The 19103-nt window shown below is 67.7% G+C and carries 18 protein-coding genes; 5 read left to right on the top strand and 13 right to left on the bottom strand.

What is annotated here, in order from left to right; translation table 11 throughout:
• Positions 1–40: 40 nt before the first annotated feature.
• The gene (gene eccE, locus ACWEWT_RS21670; protein WP_452561397.1) at positions 41–1723 is read left to right on the top strand and encodes a type VII secretion protein EccE; all 1683 of its coding nucleotides are present in this window, start codon (positions 41–43) and stop codon (positions 1721–1723) included.
• Between the two features lie 289 nt (positions 1724–2012).
• Here eccE and ACWEWT_RS21665 read toward each other — a convergent pair whose 3' ends face one another.
• Positions 2013–2573 (bottom strand): NADPH-dependent FMN reductase, encoded by a 561-nt coding sequence (locus tag ACWEWT_RS21665; protein WP_452561395.1) that lies wholly within the window; start codon positions 2571–2573, stop codon positions 2013–2015.
• 43 nt (positions 2574–2616) lie between these two features.
• On the bottom strand, positions 2617–3426 hold the full coding sequence (locus ACWEWT_RS21660) for an S-methyl-5'-thioadenosine phosphorylase (protein WP_452561394.1): 810 nt from the start codon (positions 3424–3426) through the stop codon (positions 2617–2619).
• Positions 3427–3553: 127 nt separating this feature from the next.
• Between ACWEWT_RS21660 and ACWEWT_RS21655 the strand changes: the two genes are divergently transcribed.
• Complete coding sequence (locus ACWEWT_RS21655; RefSeq protein WP_452561392.1) at positions 3554–3907, top strand: metal-sensitive transcriptional regulator; 354 nt, start codon at positions 3554–3556, stop codon at positions 3905–3907.
• A gap of 48 nt (positions 3908–3955) precedes the next feature.
• Here the strand turns inward: ACWEWT_RS21655 and ACWEWT_RS21650 are convergent, their stop codons facing one another.
• The 9 genes from ACWEWT_RS21650 to infA form a co-directional block, all read right to left on the bottom strand.
• Positions 3956–4783: an LLM class F420-dependent oxidoreductase gene (locus tag ACWEWT_RS21650; RefSeq protein WP_452561390.1), complete on the bottom strand. Its 828-nt coding sequence runs from the start codon at positions 4781–4783 to the stop codon at positions 3956–3958.
• 473 nt (positions 4784–5256) lie between these two features.
• Positions 5257–6144, bottom strand: coding sequence for a tRNA pseudouridine(38-40) synthase TruA (gene truA, locus ACWEWT_RS21645; RefSeq protein ID WP_452561449.1), 888 nt, complete (start codon positions 6142–6144; stop codon positions 5257–5259).
• 96 nt (positions 6145–6240) lie between these two features.
• Positions 6241–6765 carry a 50S ribosomal protein L17 gene (rplQ, locus tag ACWEWT_RS21640; protein ID WP_452561388.1) on the bottom strand — a complete coding sequence of 175 codons (525 nt, stop codon included), beginning with the start codon at positions 6763–6765 and terminating at the stop codon, positions 6241–6243.
• A gap of 127 nt (positions 6766–6892) precedes the next feature.
• Positions 6893–7951: a DNA-directed RNA polymerase subunit alpha gene (locus ACWEWT_RS21635; protein ID WP_030522611.1), complete on the bottom strand. Its 1059-nt coding sequence runs from the start codon at positions 7949–7951 to the stop codon at positions 6893–6895.
• 102 nt (positions 7952–8053) lie between these two features.
• Positions 8054–8659, bottom strand: a complete 606-nt coding sequence (gene rpsD / locus ACWEWT_RS21630) for a 30S ribosomal protein S4 (protein WP_452561386.1) — start codon at positions 8657–8659, stop codon at positions 8054–8056.
• 22 nt (positions 8660–8681) lie between these two features.
• The gene (rpsK, locus tag ACWEWT_RS21625) at positions 8682–9095 is read right to left on the bottom strand and encodes a 30S ribosomal protein S11 (RefSeq protein WP_030522613.1); all 414 of its coding nucleotides are present in this window, start codon (positions 9093–9095) and stop codon (positions 8682–8684) included.
• A gap of 10 nt (positions 9096–9105) precedes the next feature.
• Entirely contained in the window at positions 9106–9477 is a 372-nt protein-coding gene (rpsM, locus tag ACWEWT_RS21620; protein WP_030522614.1) for a 30S ribosomal protein S13, read from the bottom strand.
• Positions 9478–9667: 190 nt separating this feature from the next.
• A complete protein-coding gene (gene rpmJ / locus ACWEWT_RS21615; RefSeq protein ID WP_025347279.1) occupies positions 9668–9781 on the bottom strand; it encodes a 50S ribosomal protein L36 in 114 nt (37 codons plus the stop codon).
• Between the two features lie 106 nt (positions 9782–9887).
• Positions 9888–10109: a translation initiation factor IF-1 gene (gene infA / locus ACWEWT_RS21610; protein WP_003418601.1), complete on the bottom strand. Its 222-nt coding sequence runs from the start codon at positions 10107–10109 to the stop codon at positions 9888–9890.
• Between the two features lie 315 nt (positions 10110–10424).
• On the opposite strand from infA, the gene ACWEWT_RS21605 reads away from it, so the two are divergent.
• Positions 10425–12809 (top strand): nucleotide-binding protein, encoded by a 2385-nt coding sequence (locus tag ACWEWT_RS21605; protein ID WP_452561385.1) that lies wholly within the window; start codon positions 10425–10427, stop codon positions 12807–12809.
• A gap of 70 nt (positions 12810–12879) precedes the next feature.
• Here ACWEWT_RS21605 and ACWEWT_RS21600 read toward each other — a convergent pair whose 3' ends face one another.
• Positions 12880–13380 carry a DUF4254 domain-containing protein gene (locus ACWEWT_RS21600; protein WP_452561383.1) on the bottom strand — a complete coding sequence of 167 codons (501 nt, stop codon included), beginning with the start codon at positions 13378–13380 and terminating at the stop codon, positions 12880–12882.
• 172 nt (positions 13381–13552) lie between these two features.
• Here ACWEWT_RS21600 and ACWEWT_RS21595 point away from each other — a divergent pair, with 172 nt between their 5' ends.
• Positions 13553–14359: a GntR family transcriptional regulator gene (locus ACWEWT_RS21595; protein ID WP_452561382.1), complete on the top strand. Its 807-nt coding sequence runs from the start codon at positions 13553–13555 to the stop codon at positions 14357–14359.
• Positions 14360–14362: 3 nt separating this feature from the next.
• The gene (locus tag ACWEWT_RS21590) at positions 14363–14974 is read left to right on the top strand and encodes a GNAT family N-acetyltransferase (RefSeq protein ID WP_452561380.1); all 612 of its coding nucleotides are present in this window, start codon (positions 14363–14365) and stop codon (positions 14972–14974) included.
• Between the two features lie 34 nt (positions 14975–15008).
• On the opposite strand, the gene eccCa is transcribed toward ACWEWT_RS21590, so the two are convergent.
• On the bottom strand, positions 15009–19064 hold the full coding sequence (gene eccCa, locus ACWEWT_RS21585) for a type VII secretion protein EccCa (protein ID WP_452561378.1): 4056 nt from the start codon (positions 19062–19064) through the stop codon (positions 15009–15011).
• Positions 19065–19103 lie beyond the last annotated feature (39 nt).

The raw sequence follows: 19103 nt of genomic DNA, 5'->3' as shown, positions 1-19103 counted from the left end.
ACTGATATATAGGCCGATACCGGGTACCTGGGGGACTCTGATGGCCGTTCCAGCCGCAGTGGGGCGCAGGCGCAGCCTGCTTTTCGGGCGTATCTCGATGCGCAATCTGCTCATCGCACAGGTATTCGCGCTCGTCACCGGGACCGTCGTCCTCTTCGTCACCGCGAACATATGGATCGCGCTGGGGGTCGCGGTGGTGGTCGGTGGTATCCCGCTGATCACGGTCGGCCGGCGGGTCCTGCTGGATTGGGCCGGCACCTGGTGGACCTACCGGGCCCACCGCGAGTACCGGATCGGGGACAGCAACGATTTCCGCGGGCCCGACGACCGTTCGCTCGGACTCTACTGGGACGACAGCCGAGTGGTCGCCGTGGTCGAGGTGCTGCCGCCGCGCGGCGGGCTCACCCGGATCGACCGCAGCGCCGTACATGCCTCCCACCTCCTGCCGATGGCGGAACTGGCGACCTGCCTGGCCCAGCACGACATCCTGCTCAGCGGTATCGACATCATCAGCCACGGCCACCGCAGTCGTTCGGGTACACCCGCCGGAGCCATCTACGAAACACTGCTGGGACCGCTGCCGGCCACCGCGTATCGCACGGTCTGGCTGGCGATCGGCTTCGATATGGTCGACTGCCCCGGCGCGGCGAACCGCCGCGGCGGTGGTGACGAGGGCGCCGCGCGTGCGGTGACCATCGCGACGCAGCGGATCGTGCGGACGCTGGAGGACGCGGGCTGCGGATCGCGGGTGCTGACCGCCTCGGAGATCCGGGCGGCCGTACGGCAGGTGCTCCACGGCGCCGACGCGCGCGAGCTGGCCCACCGCTGGCGATACGCCGAACTCGGCAACAGTGTCAATATCGGATCCGCGATCGACCCGAAACAGCTGGGGTCGGAGATCCTTTCGCAGGTGTGGGTGGCCGAATCCCGCGGTACCACGCTCGCGGTACGGCTGCGCCCGGGCAGTACCGCCGATACCGTGCATATCGGCGCGGCCTGGCGTTCGACCCTGCGCGAGATGCCGGAGAAGACCGTGTCCAAGGGCATGGTGTCGATGAACGGCCGCCACCGCGACGGCCTGCTCGCCCATCTGCCGATCGGTATCCCCGATGTCGAGGATGTCGTGCCGACCGCCGAATATCCGATCGAGGTACTCGACGCGCTGGCGCTGCCGTCGTCGGGATGCGGGCAGCTGATCGGGTCGGACGACGAGGGCAACGGTGTGGCGCTGCGACTCGTCGGCGCCGGTATCTCGTCGGTGTACGTGGCGGGCGAGCTGTATCTCGCGCAGCAGCTGGTGTTCCGGGCGCTGGCCGTGGGCGAGCGGATCCTGATCCGCACCGACCGCCCGCAGGCCTGGTATCAGCTCATCGAGACGATCGGGAATCCGGAACGGCTGATGCTGGCCGTGGAGATGCATCAGTCGGACGCCATGTTCACCGCGACCGTCGTCGACGGCGTGCTCGCGCCCGCACCACATGCCGGTATCACCACCATCTATGTCACCGGCGATCCGATGGGCTGGCCGGCCACCAAACCGGATCTGTCGATCCAGCAGCCGGGAGCGATCGGTAACCGGGTGGTCGTCCGCACCGCGACCACCCAGATCCCGCTGAACCTGGTCTCGATTCCGCGGGAGCACACCTACATCGGCGAACCCCGCACCCGCCGGCCCGCGCCCCAGGGGCACCCCACTCCCGCCGGTCGGCCCCAGCACCGCTGACCGTGTTCTCGCATCCCGCAGGGACCGAATCCCAGCACTGCTCCAGCGAGCGCGGGCCGGGACCCGAGAGCACGCCGGGGAACACAGCCCTTCCCGGGTGAGCTCACCGGCCCATCCCCACGAACGAGCCGGGATCCCGCCCGCACGGACCGGCAGCCCGACAGTCGTGAACTGCCTTCCCAACAGTCGACATCCGTGGCCGGGGCCCGACCCGGTTCGGTGGCGATGTAGCGAGGGTTGAAGACCCTGGGTCGGCTCCGCCCCGCGGAGGCGGGGCCGTGGGTACAGTTCAGCCCGGGTAGGGATCGGTGGTGCGCGCGTCGCGCAATGTCCTGCCCCACCAAGCGAGTTGGGTGAGCATCCGGTCCGCCGCGTCGATGGCGGCACCGTCGCCGGTGTTGCCTTCGGCGTCGAACTGCTTACGCGCGCGGTGGAAGCCGACCGATTCCCGCACCGAGACCATATGGATCTCGGCCACCACCTGGCGAAGTTGTTCCACCGCGCGTAATCCGCCCGAGAGCCCCCCGTAGGAGACGAAACCGATCGGTTTGGCACGCCATTCGTGCTTGGCGCTGTCGAACGCGGTTTTCACCGAGGCCGGATAGCCGTGGTTGTACTCCGAGGTCACCACCGCGAAGGCGTCGGCGGCTGCCAGCCTTTCCCGGAATCCGGCGGTGGCGGGTGTTTCGGTGAGATCGAGCGGCAGCGGAGTGTGCAGCAGATCTATTACGCCGATATCGAATTCGGGCCGGGCGCGCGCGGTGCGGACGAACCAGTCGGCCACCACGGGCGCGAAACGTTCGGGCCGGACGCTGGCGACGATCACCTCTAGCCGGAGGGGCGTATCCACCCGACGAGACTATCCCGCGGCCGGGCCGGACCGTGGGATCGGATCAGGGCAGTTCGAACGGCAGCGCGACCCCGGCGTGGACCCGGCAGTGCGCGCAGGTCTCGGTGTCCGCGACCGTGGCGACGGCGCTGCGAACGAGTTCCTTGAACGGTCCGATATTACGTTCGAACTCGGCGAAAACCTCGGCGGCGTGCACACCCTCACCCTCGGTGACACCGGCGTCGAGGTCGGTGACCAGTGCGATCGTCGCATAACACATTTCCAGTTCGCGGGCGAGAACCGCTTCCGGATAGCCGGTCATATTGACCAGATCCCAGCCCTGGGCCGCGAACCACCGGCTCTCGGCCCGGGTGGAGAACCGTGGCCCCTGGATGACGGCCATGGTGCCGTGCGGGTGGACGTGCACGGCACTGTCGGCGGATTTCACCGCGGTGGCCCGCAGATCGGCACAGTAGGGGTCGGCGAAGGAGACGTGGATACCGTTGCCGTCGAAATAGGTCTGCGACCGGCCCGACGTGCGATCGACGAGCTGATCCGGGATGACCACCGCGCCCGGCCCCCAGTCGGGCCGGAGACTGCCGACCGCGCAGGGCGCGTAGATCCGGCGCACCCCGATCGAGCGCAATGCCCACATATTGGCCTGGTAGGGCAGGGTGTGCGGGGAGTATTCGTGGCGTGCTCCGTGGCGGGGCAGGAACGCGACCGAGCGCCCCGCCACCTCGCCCACGGTGATCGGGGCGCTCGGGTCACCGTAGGGGGTCCGCACCGTGACCGCGTCGACTGCGCCGTCGAAGAAATCGTAGAATCCACTACCGCCGATGACGGCCAGCGCGGGCCGATCCTGGAAAGTCATGGTCTCGATTGTTCCGCGTCCGGCCCGGGGGCGCACGGGCGAGGGCCCGTACCTGACAAGCCCCCGCGGGACATGTACCCTAGGGGGGTATTAACGGTCCTCTCGACCGGCGCAGAGGAGACAATCGGTGACACCCAGAACCACCCCGGCGGGATCCGCCGACGAGACGGCTACCGGCCACACCTCCCACGATCACGCGGGCCACGGCTACATAACCGCCAAGGACGACTACCTCAAACGGCTGCGCCGGATCGAGGGTCAGGCGCGCGGCCTGCAGCGGATGGTGGAGGAGGAGAAGTACTGCATCGATATCCTCACCCAGGTCTCCGCCATGACCAAGGCATTGCAGGCCGTGGCGATGGGGCTGCTCGAGGACCATATCAGTCACTGCGTGGTCGACGCCGCCGTCGCCGGTGGCCCGGATGCCGAGGCCAAGATCAAGGAAGCCACCGACGCGATCGCGCGGCTGGTTCGTTCCTGACCGCTGCCCGGGTGGGCCGCCCGCTACCCGGGCGACCCATCGGCCGGATCAGCCCTGCTTCGTGAGCAGCGGCGCCAAGGTGCGCAGTGTGGCCAGGTAGTCCTGGTTCAAGGGCTGCAACGCGAGGTGATCGGCGCCCGCCGCGATATGGGCGCGCACCTGCTCCGCGACCTGTTCGGCGGATCCGTGCACCGCGAGCACATCGAGCAGGCGATCGCTGCCCGGTTTCGCGATGTCCTCGTCGGTGTAGCCGAGACGCCGGAGGTTGGTGGTGTAGTTGCGCAGGCCGAGGTACATCTCCACAACGGTGCGTCCGGTGGCGCGGGCGCTCTCGGGATCGGTATCGACGACCAGTTTCTGCTCGGGAACCAGCAGTGCGTCACCGACGGCCTTGCGGGCCTGCGCGGTGTGTTCCGGGGTGGTGAGATACGGGAGCGCGCCCGCGGTCCGGTCGGCCGCCAGTTTCAGGACCTTGGGGCCGAGCGCCGCGAGCATCCGGCCGGATACCGGGACCCCCGCTGCGTCCAGTGCGTCGAGGTACTCGACCAGCGCTTCGTAGGGGGAACGATAGGGCTTGTCGGCTTCGGGATGGCCACAGCCGATACCGAGCACGAAACGACCCGGGAACCGCTTTTCGATCCGGTGGAAGGATTCGGCGACCGCGTCGGCGGGCGCGGTCCAGATATTGACGATGCTGGTACCCACCTTCAGCGTGTCGGTGGCCGCCAGTAGATCCTCCACGACCGGGAGGTCGGGCGTCGGCGAGCCGCCGAGCCACAGAGCGCCGTAGCCCAGTCCCTGGAGCTCCGCCGCCGCCTCCGGAGTGAACAACTTGTAGTAGCGCCATACGCCGTATCGTCCGAGATCGATCGTCATAACTACCGCAACCTTGTCGTCGAGGGGACCTATTCCAGCCCCGACCCTATCCCCGCGATCCGGCCCACCCCGGCCGACCGGCCGACGAGGTCAACGAGCGACCACCGTCGCATGTCCCGGCCGCGCCCATCGAAATCCCTGCCGGAAAACAGCTTTCGAGCCCCACTGGCATCACGGATCCGCGCGGCGACGATCGGGCCCGTATTCCCGAGCGACGAGACGACCGAGCACAGCGACCGAATCCGCACGACACGCGATCAACCGACCATGATCAACGAAACTCGAGTACGCAGAGCCGCCGGGCAACGGGGGCCGATCCGGGGAGCACTCCCACTTCCCCAGGATGGTCGAACCTCCCCGGCGGGGCCCGCCCCGGTTCTGGAGCGACGAAGCGAAGGAGCGCAGCGACTGAGCGAAGGAGTGAAGAACCGGGGTCGATAGGGCCCCGCCCCGCGGCGCCGGAGGCGCCGCAATTAGATACAGCAGTCCCCGGTGGGTACCGAGCGCACCTCACGGGTCTGCGCGTTACGCGCGGCCAGCTCCGAGTCCACCGGATAGTCGACAGCGACCAGACTCAGCCCGTGCGCGGGAGCCACCGTGACCGAACTCGACCGGCTCCGTTCCGCGAGCAGCCCCGCGACCCATTCCGGTGTCCGCCGTCCCTCCCCCACCGCGAGTACCGCGCCGACCAGGCTGCGGACCATCGACCAGCAGAAGGCGTCGGCGCTCACCCGGGCTTCCAGCCGATCGCCCTCGCGCACCCAGTCGTAGCGCTGCAGTTCGCGGACGGTCGTCGCGCCTTCGCGGCGACGGCAGAAGGCCGCGAAATCGTGCAGACCGAGCAGTGCGTGCGATGCGGTCCGCATGGCGTCGAGATCGACCGGACGGCATCCCACCACGCTGCGTGCCGTCAGCGGATCGGCACCGTAGGGCGCGGTCGTGAGCCGGTAGACATAGTGGCGGCGCACCGCCGAGAAGCGGGCGTCGAATTCGGCCGGAGCCGTTCCGATCCCGGTGATCCGCACATCCTTCGGCAGGAATTTGGCCATCCGGTGGATCAGTTTGTCCGTGTCCGGCTCGGCCGCGGAGTCGAAATGCGCGACCTGGCCCTCGGCGTGCACGCCGGCGTCGGTGCGGCCGGCGACCGTCAACTGCACCGGCTCACGGAGTACCTTTCCCAGCGACTCCTCCAGCACACCCTGCACAGTGCGGAACCCGGGCTGCCGGGCCCAGCCCTGGAAATCGGTGCCGTCGTAGGAGATGTCCAGCCGGTAGCGCGATACGACACGGTCCGGCGACGGGGTCGATCCGGTCGTTTCGGCGGCACCGGCCGCCGCGTGGCTTTCGTATTCGCTCACCAGACATTCCTCCGGAAATGGGACGAGCCCGCACGCCCCGGAGGGCGGCGGGCTCGTCGACGAACCGTGGACACGGAACCCGTGCCCGCGGCAGGCGGGTCACGCCTTGTCGTCGGCCTTGTCGTCGGCCTTCTCATCTGCCGCGGCTTCTTCGGCCGGAGCCTCGGTGGCTTCGGCTTCGGCTTCGGTCTCGGCCTCGGGGGCCTTCTCCTCGACCTTCTGCGACGCGGCGACCCGGCGGGCGCGATCGGCTTCGTTGGTCACGGTCTGTTCCCGGACCAGCTCGATGATCGCCATGGGGGCGTTGTCGCCCTTACGCGGCAGGGTCTTGACGATCCGGGTGTAACCGCCGTTGCGGCCCTCGAACGACGGACCGATCTCGGCGAAGAGATCGTGTACGACGTCCTTGTTCCGGATCACCCGGAGCACCTCGCGGCGGTCGGCCAGCGTACCGGCCTTGGCCTTGGTGACCAGTTTCTCGGCGTAGGGGCGCAGCGCCTTGGCCTTGGCCTCGGTGGTCGTGATCCGACCGTGCTCGAAGAGCGCCGTGGCCAGATTGGCGAAGATCGCCTTCTGGTGCGACGCCGACCCGCCGAAGCGAGCACCCTTCTTGGGCTTGGGCATTGTGGGTTCTCCTGTGTCTAATTGCGGCGCGCACGGCGCCCTCCGTGGTTACGCTCCGCTACCGCCTCCGGGCACATCGCGCACACCGCGGGGTAAAGACCGCTACGGGGCGCCCGCCCCGGTCGGCCTAGAGCTGTTCGGTTTCGGCGTAGTCCTGCTCGCCGCCGTCGTTATCGCTGAAAGTGCCGCTGTCGGACCAGGTTCCGGTGCTCGCGTCGTAGCCGACCACGCTGGACGGATCGAAGGACGCGGGGCTGTCCTTGAGCGAGAGGCCCAGCGCGTGCAGCTTGACCTTGACCTCGTCGATGGACTTCTGGCCGAAGTTGCGGATATCCAGCAGATCCGATTCGGTACGCGCCACCAGCTCACCGACGGTGTGCACACCCTCGCGCTTCAGGCAGTTGTAGGAACGGACGGTGAGGTCCAGATCCTCGATCGGCAGCCCGAAGGAGGCGATGTGATCCGCCTCGGCCGGGGAGGGGCCGATCTCGATACCTTCGGCTTCGACGTTCAGCTCACGGGCCAGGCCGAAGAGTTCGACCAGGGTCTTGCCCGCCGAGGCGAGCGCGTCCCGCGCGCTGATGGAGTTCTTGGTCTCCACGTCCAGGATGAGCCGGTCGAAGTCGGTGCGCTGTTCGACACGGGTGGCCTCGACCTTGTAGGTCACCTTGAGCACCGGCGAGTAGATCGAATCCACCGGGATCCGGCCGATTTCCGCACCGGTCGCCTTGTTCTGCACCGCCGGGACATAACCGCGACCGCGTTCGACGACCAGCTCGATCTCGAGCTTGCCCTTGTCGTTCAGGGTGGCGATATGCATATCCGGGTTGTGCACGACCACACCCGACGGCGGCACGATGTCATCGGCGGTGACGGTCCCCGGGCCCTGCTTGCGCAGATACATGGTGACCGGCTCGTCCTCTTCGGAGGACACGACCAGGCCCTTGAGGTTCAGGATGATGTCGGTGACATCCTCCTTCACCCCGGGCACGGTGGTGAACTCGTGCAGAACGCCGTCGATGCGGATGCTGGTCACCGCGGCCCCCGGGATCGAGGACAGCAGGGTGCGCCGCAGCGAGTTACCGAGGGTGTACCCGAAGCCCGGCTCGAGCGGTTCGATGGTGAACTTCGACCGGTTGTCGGCGATGACCTCTTCGGTGAGGGTCGGACGCTGGGAAATCAGCATAGGATCAATCCTCCTGTTTTGGGCGCCCGCTATTTGACGCCTCGTCTAGGGGTTGTGCGGGCCGTCTACCTCGACGACCCGCACCAGCGGCACAGCCGACCGTTACTTCGAGTAGTACTCGACGATCAGCTGTTCCTGCAGCGGCACATCGATCTGCGCGCGTTCCGGCAGCTGGTGCACCAGGATGCGCAGCCGGCCCGGGATGACCTGGAGCCAGCCGGGGACCGGACGGTCACCGACGGTCTCGCGCGCCACCTGGAACGGCAGGGTCGGCAGCGACTTCTCCTTGACATCGATGATGTCGTACTGGGTGACCTGGAAAGAAGGCACATTGACCTTCTTGTTGTTCACCAGGAAGTGGCCGTGGCTGACCAGCTGGCGGGCCTGACGGCGGGTACGGGCCAGACCGGCGCGGTACACGACGTTGTCCAGCCGGGTCTCGAGCAGACGCAGCAGGTTGTCACCGGTCTTGCCCTTGAGGCGGTTGGCCTCTTCGTAGTACCGGCGGAACTGCCGCTCCATGACACCGTAGGAGAAGCGCGCCTTCTGCTTCTCCTGCAGCTGGAGCAGGTACTCGCTCTCCTTGATCCGCGCGCGGCCGTGCTGGCCGGGCGGGTAGGGGCGACGCTCGAAAGCCTGGTCACCGCCTACCAGGTCGACGCGCAGGCGACGCGATTTGCGGGTGATGGGTCCGGTGTAACGGGCCATTGTGCTCTACCTTCCTTCCCGCTTAGACGCGACGCCGCTTGGGCGGACGGCAGCCGTTGTGCGGCTGCGGAGTGACATCGGAGATGGTGCCCACTTCCAGGCCGGCGGCCTGCAGCGAACGGATCGCGGTTTCGCGGCCGGAACCCGGCCCCTTGACGAACACGTCGACCTTCTTCACACCGTTCTCCTGCGCCTTGCGGGCCGCGTTCTCGGCGGCCAGCTGCGCGGCGAACGGGGTCGACTTGCGCGAACCCTTGAACCCGACGTGACCCGACGACGCCCAGGAGATGACGTTGCCGGAGGGGTCGGTGATGGACACGATCGTGTTGTTGAACGTGCTCTTGATGTGTGCGTGGCCGTGGGGAACGTTCTTCTTTTCCCTGCGGCGCGACTTCTGGCTCTTCTTCGGGCCGGAGGCCCGGGACTTCGGAGGCATCGCTTATCCCCTACTTCTTCTTGCCGGCGACGGTGCGCTTCGGACCCTTGCGGGTGCGCGCGTTGGTCTTGGTGCGCTGGCCGTGGACCGGGAGGCCACGGCGGTGACGCAGGCCCTGGTAGCAGCCGATCTCGATCTTGCGACGGATATCGGCCTGGACCTCGCGGCGCAGGTCACCTTCGACCTTGAGGGAAGAGCCCTCGATGTAGTCACGCAGCTGCGTGACCTGCTCGTCGGTGAGATCCTTCGAGCGCAGATCCGGGCTGACGCCCGTCGCGGCCAGGATCTCCTTGGAGCGGGTACGACCGACGCCGTAGATGTAGGTCAGTGCGATCTCCATGCGCTTCTCGCGCGGGAGGTCGACGCCCATGAGACGTGCCATCTGGCAGGTTCCTTAACTGTTGCGGAGGTCTGCTCCCTGTCCGTCCCCTCGTCTTGTGGGGCCCCGGCCTCCGTTCCGGGGGTAGGCACGCACACCCTCCGGGTCACCCCGGAAAATCCTCAGTGTGCGGCTGGCGCTGGGAGTTCTTCTGTGTGCCAGTCCGAACTACGTTCGGTGCTCGGCGCCGGTGTCAGCCCTGCCGCTGCTTGTGCCGCAGGTTGTCGCAGATCACCATGACCCGGCCGTTACGCCGGATCACCTTGCACTTCTCGCAGATCTTCTTGACGCTCGGCTGAACCTTCACGTCCGTCCAATCTTTCGTTGCGGTCCACACCTACAGATGTGGACACAGTTGTCCCCGGTCGGGTACGACCGGGGAAATCTCGGGGAGCGAGCCGGGGCCCACTCGTTCACTTGTAGCGGTAGACGATCCGACCGCGGGACAGGTCGTACGGCGAAAGTTCGACGACGACCCGGTCCTCCGGCAGGATGCGGATGTAGTGCTGGCGCATCTTGCCGCTGATATGCGCGAGGACCTTGTGCCCGTTCTCGAGCTCGATCCGGAACATCGCATTCGGCAACGGCTCGACAACCCGCCCCTCGACCTCGATGGCCCCGTCTTTCTTCGCCATATCCTCCGCGATCCCGGTTACACTCAACCTGGTCTGATTGCCTGGTACTGCCCGCGGGACCGGCCGCAACACAGCGATGCGACGCGGATGCGGCACACCGTGCGCAGGCGGCGAACACGACAACCGATCGCACACGAACAGGCGGCGCTTTGATACACCGCCTGGTCAGCTTACCGGTAGGTATGTGATCGGGCAAAAAGGGGTACTCTCCGCGATGCGTCGCGCGGTCGGCGCCCGACTCCCCGGCACTGAGTGCAAGGGTGGTTGTCGCGTAAACTGGCCGCTGTCCGAGGTCGACCATTCAGGAGGGGACCGGTGAGCCGCAGCAACGACGGCCTCCCCATGCTGCCGCCATGGCTGGCCGATACCGAGGTCACCGGGGTCGGCGAGGGGAATTTCCGCAACTACGAGCCGCCGCCGGTCCAGAATCTGCCCCAGGACGAAGTCATTCCCGAGACCCCCGAACCGCCGGAGGGCTTCTTCTCCCGCCGCAGTCGCGGTGACGAGCGCGCGGACGACAAGAAGAAGGGCAAAGGCTGGTTCCGGAACAAGAACAAGGAACAGCCCTCCCTCGAGGAACGCGTCGGGGAACTCCTTCCGAACAACAACGGGCCCCGGCCCGCGCAACGCAACAACTGGGCCGAAGCGACCGGACGCCACGAGTGGGCGACACCGCCGGACGAGCAGGCCGCGGATACAGCGGTATCGCGGCATGCCGGCGCCGACCCGTTGCAGCAGACCGGTCAGGGCACGCCGCCGGCGCAGTATCCACCGGCCGAGCGGCCCGAGGTCCCGGCGCCCGCGCCGGGACCGCAGTGGGGGCCGGACGGCGGAGCGGCGGCCACGGACGCCGCGCCGAATTCGTTCCGGGCCCCGGAATCGGAGCCACCGGAGCTGCCGGTGCGCCGTCCCGGCGAGCCCGCACCGGAGTTCGACCGGCTGCGCCCGCACCATCCGATCCCGCCGAACCCGGCTCCCGAAGCTCCGGCGAACGAGCGGGCCGAAGACGCCGCGGGTCCGTCCAGCACCCCACCGTCGTTCCTGCCCCCGCCACCACCGCTACCGGATCCACCGGCTCCCGAGTCCCCGGGTCCCGATGCGGCTCCGGCACCACAGCAGGCGCTGCACCGCCTTCCGGATCTGCCGCCGACCCCGCCCGAGTCGCGGCCCGAGGCCCGGCCCGCCGAACCGGCCACGCCCGGCTTCCGCGGCGCCACCGGTTCGCCGGATCCCGAGCCCACCCCCGAAACGTTCACAGCTCCCACTCCGTCGACGGACCCGTTCGCGACACCGGAAACCCCCACCCCGCCGGCCCCTCGGATCGGCCCGACCGATATGTCGCGCGCGCCGGAGAGCGCTCCCCCGCCGCGTCCGGGCCCCACCGCCGGAGCCGGGGCCCCGGTGCGCCCGGAGCACTCCGCTCCGCCACCGAACCAGGGAAGTCCGCAGCAGTGGCGGGCGCCGGAAGTCGCTCCCGCCACCGAGGCTCCCCAGTGGCACACCCCAGAGCAGAACCGTCCGCGGCAACCCCTTCCGCCGCAGGCCCCCGGACCGCAGCAGCAGTGGCAGCAGCACCCGGGCCCGCCGCCGCAGGCCCCCGGCCCGGCCCAATACAACCCCACCGCCCCGCAGTGGCAACAGCAGACGCCTCCACCACCGCAGCAGCAGTACGGTGGCGCTCCGGCCCGGCCGCGGCACGGTGGCCCGCCGCCGCAGCAGTGGCAGCAGAACCAGCAGAACCCGGCGCAGTTCGGCGGGCCGGGCCCGGGTGCCCCCTCCCTCGACGACGTCTCGGTGCGCCGGGCGAAGAAGGCCTCCGGCCAGGGCTGGCGCAAAGTGGTGCATCACGCGTCGGGCGGCCGGATCAACCCCGGTATGTCGGCCGAGGAGCGACGGCTGCAGGAGCTGGTCGCGCGGATCCGGCAACCGGTGCGCGGGGACTACCGGATCGCGGTGCTCTCGCTCAAGGGCGGGGTCGGAAAGACCACCACCACCATCGGCCTCGGTTCGACCTTCGCCTCGGTACGTGGCGATCGGGTGATCGCGGTCGACGCGAACCCCGACTTCGGCACACTGTCGCAACGGGTTCCACTACAGACGCGGTCGACCGTACGGGATCTGCTGCTCGACCCCGCGATCGAACGCTATTCGGATGTGCGCCGGCACACCTCGCAGGCGACCAGCCGCCTGGAAGTGCTGGCCAGTGAACGGGATCCGGCCGCGTCCGAGGCGTTCAACGAGGACGAGTACCGCGCGGTGGCCCGGATCCTGCAGCGGTTCTACAACATCATCCTCACCGATTGCGGTACCGGCCTGATGCATTCGGCGATGGCGGGCGTGCTGCAGCTGGCGCATTCGCTGGTACTGATCTCCCCCACCGCGATCGACGGCGCGCAGAGCGCGTCGGCCACCCTGGACTGGCTCTCGCTGCACGGTTATCACCATCTGGTGCAGAACGCCGTGGTGGTGATCAATTCACCGCGCGACGGGACCCCGAACATCGATGTGCAGCAGTTGCGGCAGTACTTCCTGTCGCGCTGCCGGGCCGTGCACATGATCCCGTTCGACCCGCATATGTCCGAGGGCGCCGAGATCGATCTGCCGCGGCTGAAGAAGGAGACCAAACGCGCGTACGTGGAGTTGGCCGCCACGGTGGCCGACGATTTCACGCAGAGTTACCGCCCGCATCAGGGCGGATGACCCCCGCACCGATACCGCGTTCCGGGTAGTGGACCCCGGGGCCGGCCGTGGCGGCGACCGGCCCGGGGTGTCACCACTCCGGCAGGCGGCGCCTTCCGGCCAGTACATCGCCCACCAGCGCGTCGTAGGCATCGGCCAGTTCGGCCAGATGATGCCAGGCGCTGTGCAGTAGTTCGTCGCCCGCGTCCAGGGTCATCAGCGCGTGGTGCGCGCGGACCGCGGATTCGGCGATCCGATCGATGATCGCGCCGACGGTCTCGGTGTGCAGGGTGACACCGAGCCGGTGCTGCGGAACATTGCGCCCCACCCAGTCGTCGATGGCCAGCACCAATTCCATACGGCGCCGCTCGATCTCGACCAGCCGGTCGGGATCGGTGACGATGGACCCGCCGCGGCCCACCAATCTGCGCTCGTGGAGTACGGCCAGATCGCGGGCATACCAGAGCAGCTGACCCCCGACGACCCGGTGCCCGCGCGCGGCGCGCACCAATAGGTCCGAATTCGGCAGCGGACCGGGAGACCCGTTCTGCGCCAAAGGATCAGCGCCGCGCTGGGCGCCGGGAAGAGCCATTACAATTGTCGTATCCGAACCTGTCACGGTTGCCTCGCCGTTCGATCGCCGCACAACACCGGGTCAGTACGTTGATTACAATAAACCGCAGAAGGCTACTGTCAAGCGATACAGGCCCCCCTGATCACGAAAAGCGTACACTTCGTTATCTGGCGACCACCCGAGGAGCACGATGGCGGACGGTCCGACGTATCGACGTATCGCGGACCATCTTCGCGAGGAGATACGAGCAGGCAGATGGCAGCCGGGGGATCGCTTGCCGAGCCATGCCGAATTGGCCGAGCAGATGCAGGTTTCGCTGACCACGGCACGTAATGCGATCCAGGTGCTGGTCACCGAGAATCTCGTCTATACGGCTACCTCCCGGGGCACCATCGTGCGGAGCCGGGAAGTGCTGGAATCGGTCGTCACCGACCATATCCGGCCCGATCGGCCACGGGCCGGCCACGATATCTTCGAGGAGATCGCGCGCGCCGCGGGCCGGGCACCGACCAAAGAATTCAGCGCCCGGATGGAACCCGCGGACGAGCGTGTCGCGCAGTGGCTGGGCATTCCGGTGGATTCCTGGGTACTGGCCCGGACCGTCGTGCAGTTCCTGGACAACGAGCCGTGGTCGTGGGAGGTGAGCTTCTACGCGCGAGATCTGGCCGAGGCCACCGGGATCGACTCACCGCACGATATCGCCGAGGGTACGACACGCCGGCTCGCCGAACGCGGACAAGGCGAGACCGCGCACCGGGATTCGCTGGTCGCGCGTCCGGCGACACCGGAAGAGGCCGCGGTACTCGGTGTCGCCATCGGCACGGTGCTCCTGGATCATCTGCGGATAGGCGCCAACCACGAACGCGTCACCCGGGTGACGCGCCATCGTTCCATCGCGGCGAGCAACCGGCTGGCCTATGAGCTCGGCGATTCCGCCGGGACGGCGGTAATCCGTGGCGTGTTGGATCAGACCGATCGGTCCGAGATATGGTTCTAGCTCATGACCGTGCAGATTCGGCCGGCCGCGCTCGATGACCTGGATCTGATCCTTCGCCTGCGGCTACAACGCTCTTCGTGGCTCGCCGCCCGCGGTTCGGACCAATGGTCGACCGCGGCGTCGGGATTGCCGATCGACTATTTCGCCTGTGCCGTGCGCCGCGCGGTGGCCGCGTGGGAAACCTGGATAGCCGAGGTGGACGGCGAACCGGCCGGGACGATCACTATCAACAACCGGGCCGACCGGGAACTGTGGACCGACGCCGAACTCGCCGACGCGCTGATCGTGCACTATCTGATCGTGGATCTACGCTTCGCCGGATGCGGTGTCGGGCAGCGACTGCTCGGGCACGCCGCCACCCTGACCAGAGCGCACCGCAGGCGCTGGGTCCGGCTGGATGCCTGGACCACCAACAACGACCTGCACGCCTATTACCGACGCGCCGGATTCCGGCTGGTCCGGGTGGCCGATCCAGGGAGCCCGAGCCCTTCGTGCGCGCTGTTCGAGCGGCATGTCGACGACTGGCTGCTCGGGGGCAGCGCGGTGGACACCCCGGCCGGTTTCCCGATGATCCCGCTGGCGCGCGATCCGGTCGTCCTTCCGGTTTCCGGCTGACCCGCGGCCGGGACAGCCACTCGCGGACCGGAGGTCACAGTGGATCGAGATGGGCGATATGGACCATCTCGATTCCGCGGCTGCGCGAGATCAGGGTGCCGCGGCCCGGCGGCAGCTTGGTGGGACGTACATCGCCGATCAGTTTGCCCTCGTCTTTCGACCCGCTCATGATCAGCGTCTCCACCGACATATTCTTCATCGTGCCCAGGATCGGGTCGTACAGTGCCCGCGACACCCCGCCGATCCGTCGCGCGACGACCAGATGCATACCGATATCGCGGGCCTGCGGCAGGAATTCGATCAACGGCTGGAACGGATTGGCGCTACCGGCGGCGACCATATCGTAATCGTCGACCACGATGTAGATCTCCGGTCCGCTCCACCAGCTGCGTTCGCGCAGCTGCTGGGGAGTGATATCGGAGCCGGGGATCCGTTTGGCCAGATAGCCCGCGACCTCTTTGATCATCGGCGCACAGGTCTGCGACGAGGTGGAGTATCCGGCCAGCTGGTCGCCCTCGATCACGCCGAGCATGGTGCGGCGGTAGTCGATCATGATCACCCGCGCCGTTTCGGCGGTGGAGTTCTCGGTGATCCCCATGACGATATTCCGCAACAGGGTGGTCTTTCCGCATTCGACATCGGCGAAGGCCATGAAATGCGGTTCGGCATTGAAATCCATGACCAGCGGCTGCAGTTCGGATTCCCCCAGACCCACCACGACCTTGGTCGCGCCGGGCTCGATACCCCGCGCCCGCGCCTGTTCGAGCAATTCGGCACGCTCGAACTTCAGCGGCAGCATCCGGACCTGTGGAGCGCGGCGGTTCGGATACAGCTGCGCCAGTTCGGTGCGGGCCCGGGTGACACCTTCGGCCAGGCTCGAGATGTCGGAGTTCGAATCCAGCCGGGGCAGCGCGATGAGCATATGCAGGTGGTCGGCGGTGAGACCGCGTCCCGGCCGCCCCAGCGGGACCTGATGGGCGACCCGGCGGCCCATCTCCGAATCGGAGGGGTCACCGAGGCGCAGTTCGATCCGGGTACCGATCTGATCCTTGACCACCGGCCGGATCTCGGCCCAGCGGGACGCGCCGACCAGTAGATGGATTCCGAACGAGAGACCCTGCCCGGCAATGGCATTGATCTGCGGTTCGAGTACCTCGAACTCCTCGCGGATGGCCATCCAGCCGTCGATCACGAGGAATACGTCGCCGAACGCGTCTTCGGGGAAGGGGTCGGCGATGCCCTGTTGCAGGGCGGCGAATTTGCGGCGACGGTATTCGGCCATCGACTCGATACCCTGTTCGGCGAACCGCTCCTCGCGCTGGCGCATGAGGGAGGTGAGTTCGGCGATGGTCCGGCGCACCCGGTCGCCGTCGAGGCGTCCGGCCACCGATCCGACATGGGGCAGTCCCACCAGTCCGGCCATACTGCCGCCGCCGAAATCGAGGCAGTAGATCTGCACCTGTTCGGGTGTGTGCGTGGCGGCCGCGGCCATGACGATGGCGCGCAACGCGGTCGATTTACCCGACTGCGGACCGCCGACGACCGCGACATTGCCCTGCGCACCGGCCAGATTGATGGTGAGCACATCGCGACGCTGTTCGTAGGGTTTGTCGATGACGCCGATCGGCATCCACAGCTGGCCGTGCCGGTTCACCGGTGACCGCCAGTCCGGATCGGGCAGCAGCATATCCACCGTGGGCGAATCGTCCAGCGGCGGCAACCACACCTCGTGGGCCGGGCGGCCGTGGCCGGTGAGGCGTTCGACCACGACATCGAGCAGCGAATCCGGGACCCCCTCGCTCTCCGACGCACCCGCGCCCACCGCCGACGGCGGGGGCGGCAGTTCGAGCCGTGGATCGAGGACAGCGGCCGGTTCCTCCGGCGCGCCGGTCTCGGCCTCGGGGATATCGACCGGCGCCGCGGTGAACACGGCCGGGCGTTGCCGGGCGACCGGGCTGCCGTCCTCACCGGTGGCGGTACCCAGCGGCGCCTCGTAGGGACCGGAGACGTAGCTGGCGTTGAACCGCAACGGGTCCGAGGCGTCGCTCTTCAGGTAGCCCGAACCCGGGACGCCGGGCAGATGGTAGGCGTCGGTGATGCCCAGGACCGCGCGGGATTCGTTGGCGGAGAACGTACGCAGACCGATCCGGTAGGACAGATGCGATTCCAGGCCGCGCAGTTTGTTCTCCTCGAGTCGCTGCGATGCCAGCAGCAGATGTACGTGCAACGAGCGGCCCAGGCGGCCGATCATCACGAACAGCTCCGCGAAATCCGGTTTCTGCGAGAGCAATTCGGAGAACTCGTCGACCACGACGAACAGCGCGGGCAGCGGATCCAGCGGAACGCCGGCGGCACGGGCCTTCTCGTAATCGGTGACATTGGCGTAGTTACCGGAGGACCGCAGCAGTTCCTGCCGGCGGTTCATCTCACCGGCGAGGGCGTCCTTCATCCGGTCCACCAGGGAGAGTTCCTCTTCCAGGTTGGTGATGACCGCCGCGACGTGGGGCAGCGGGTCCAGACCCAGAAACGTCGCGCCGCCTTTGAAGTCGACGAGCACGAGGTTCAGGGCATCCGGGGAATGTGTGGTCACCAGCGACAGCACCAGCGTCCGCAGGAACTCCGATTTGCCCGAACCGGTCGCGCCGATGCACAGACCGTGCGGTCCCATCCCGTTCTCCGCCGACTCCTTGATATCGATCTCGACCGGCGTACCGTCGGGCGTGATACCGATCGGTACCCGCAGCCGCTCCCGGGCGGTGCGCGGGCGCCAGACCCGGGCCGGGTCGACCTGGGCGGCGTCCGGGATCCTCAGCAGCGCCATCAACCCGGGATCCGCCGTACTCCCCTCACCGAGACTGACGATCTGCGCGGCGGTCGCGAGGCGGTATCGGGCAAGTGTCCTGGAGAACGCCTCGGCTTCGGCGATACTCACCACATCGGCCGTGGCGAAGCGTTCGACCCCGGCCGCGCTCTTGGCCGAGACCTCCGAATTCGCGCAGACCAACTGCAGACCGCGCCGGACCGCGAGACCGGTCTCGGGCGCGGTGAGGTCCAGTACGGTCACCGAGTCCAGCCCCGATTCCGCGACCAGCCGCTCGTTGCCGTCGACGTAGCCGTCGTCGATGACGACGACCAGATGCAACCGGCCCTGAGTGGGCTGTGGATTCCGCATGAACCGGCCGCGCTCGATCAGTTCCGACGACAGCGCGGTCTCCAGCTCCCCGAGCGACTGGTACATCATCCGCACCGAGCCCATCCCGTCGCGCTGGGTCGGATGCTGCAGGTGGGGCAACCATTTGGCCCACGCCCAGACCGGTGCGTCCGGATCGCTGCAGACCACGGCGACGGCGAGATGATCGGGACCGTGGAAGCTCGCCAGTTCCATGATCATCGAGCGCACCAGGGTGTGCGACTCGTCCGGATCGCCACCGATATTGATGGCGGGAAAAGCACGCAGCGATACGGCGGTCGGCAACTGGTGCACCACCGAATGGGTGCGCACGAACCGGCGCAGCGCGACGGTGGACACCGGTTCCAGGTCTTCGAGCGGACCCGTCTCCGGGCGAGCGAGTTTGGTCGCGAGCCGGTGGCTGCCGAGACCGACCCGGACATGGCCGAAATCGGGGTCGTTGGGCCGGCGTTCCCACATCCGGCGGGTGCCCACCAGCGACGGCAGATCGGCGGGTTCGGGATGACTCCAGCTCAGTGCTTCCAGCTGTTTGCCGCCGGTGCGGCGCACCTCGCGGCGGATCTGGTCGAGATAGCGGAAGTAGTCTTTGCGTTCCTCGTTCAGTTCGACCGCGCGTTTACCGCCGCCGCCGCGATACCCGGCCATCATGCCCACCATCGACATGATCATCATCATCGGGAACATCATCATGAACGGGTTGGCGAGCAGGTTGCGGCCCATCATCGCCATCATGGCGATCATGCCGATCACCGCGATAACCATGACCACCGGCATGATCTTCATCATCAGCGGCGCCGGGATGGCACGCGGAACCTCCGGGGGCGCGGTCAGCGCGACCTCACCGCCGGGAGCCCGGGGCGGGGCGATACGGGGGCGGCGCACGAAACCTTCGGTAGCCATGGTTCCTTCTTCGATCGGCGACTGACGGGGATCGGGGTG

The organism is Nocardia sp. NPDC003963, from assembly GCF_053605105.1.
Note: the sequence above shows the minus strand (reverse complement) of the source record. Positions and strands in the feature narration are given on the sequence as shown.

What these genes read in the sequence shown, in the direction of transcription:
- eccE (WP_452561397.1), top strand. Translation starts at nt 41, where the DNA reads ATGGCCGTTCCAGCCGCAGTGGGGCGCAGGCGCAGCCTGCTTTTCGGG.
- ACWEWT_RS21660 (WP_452561394.1), bottom strand. Translation starts at nt 3,426, where the DNA reads ATGACTTTCCAGGATCGGCCCGCGCTGGCCGTCATCGGCGGTAGTGGA.
- ACWEWT_RS21650 (WP_452561390.1), bottom strand. Translation starts at nt 4,783, where the DNA reads ATGACGATCGATCTCGGACGATACGGCGTATGGCGCTACTACAAGTTG.
- rplQ (WP_452561388.1), bottom strand. Translation starts at nt 6,765, where the DNA reads ATGCCCAAGCCCAAGAAGGGTGCTCGCTTCGGCGGGTCGGCGTCGCAC.
- ACWEWT_RS21635 (WP_030522611.1), bottom strand. Translation starts at nt 7,951, where the DNA reads ATGCTGATTTCCCAGCGTCCGACCCTCACCGAAGAGGTCATCGCCGAC.
- rpsD (WP_452561386.1), bottom strand. Translation starts at nt 8,659, where the DNA reads ATGGCCCGTTACACCGGACCCATCACCCGCAAATCGCGTCGCCTGCGC.
- rpsK (WP_030522613.1), bottom strand. Translation starts at nt 9,095, where the DNA reads ATGCCTCCGAAGTCCCGGGCCTCCGGCCCGAAGAAGAGCCAGAAGTCG.
- rpsM (WP_030522614.1), bottom strand. Translation starts at nt 9,477, where the DNA reads ATGGCACGTCTCATGGGCGTCGACCTCCCGCGCGAGAAGCGCATGGAG.
- infA (WP_003418601.1), bottom strand. Translation starts at nt 10,109, where the DNA reads ATGGCGAAGAAAGACGGGGCCATCGAGGTCGAGGGGCGGGTTGTCGAG.
- ACWEWT_RS21600 (WP_452561383.1), bottom strand. Translation starts at nt 13,380, where the DNA reads ATGGCTCTTCCCGGCGCCCAGCGCGGCGCTGATCCTTTGGCGCAGAAC.
- ACWEWT_RS21595 (WP_452561382.1), top strand. Translation starts at nt 13,553, where the DNA reads ATGGCGGACGGTCCGACGTATCGACGTATCGCGGACCATCTTCGCGAG.
- ACWEWT_RS21590 (WP_452561380.1), top strand. Translation starts at nt 14,363, where the DNA reads ATGACCGTGCAGATTCGGCCGGCCGCGCTCGATGACCTGGATCTGATC.
- eccCa (WP_452561378.1), bottom strand. Translation starts at nt 19,064, where the DNA reads ATGGCTACCGAAGGTTTCGTGCGCCGCCCCCGTATCGCCCCGCCCCGG.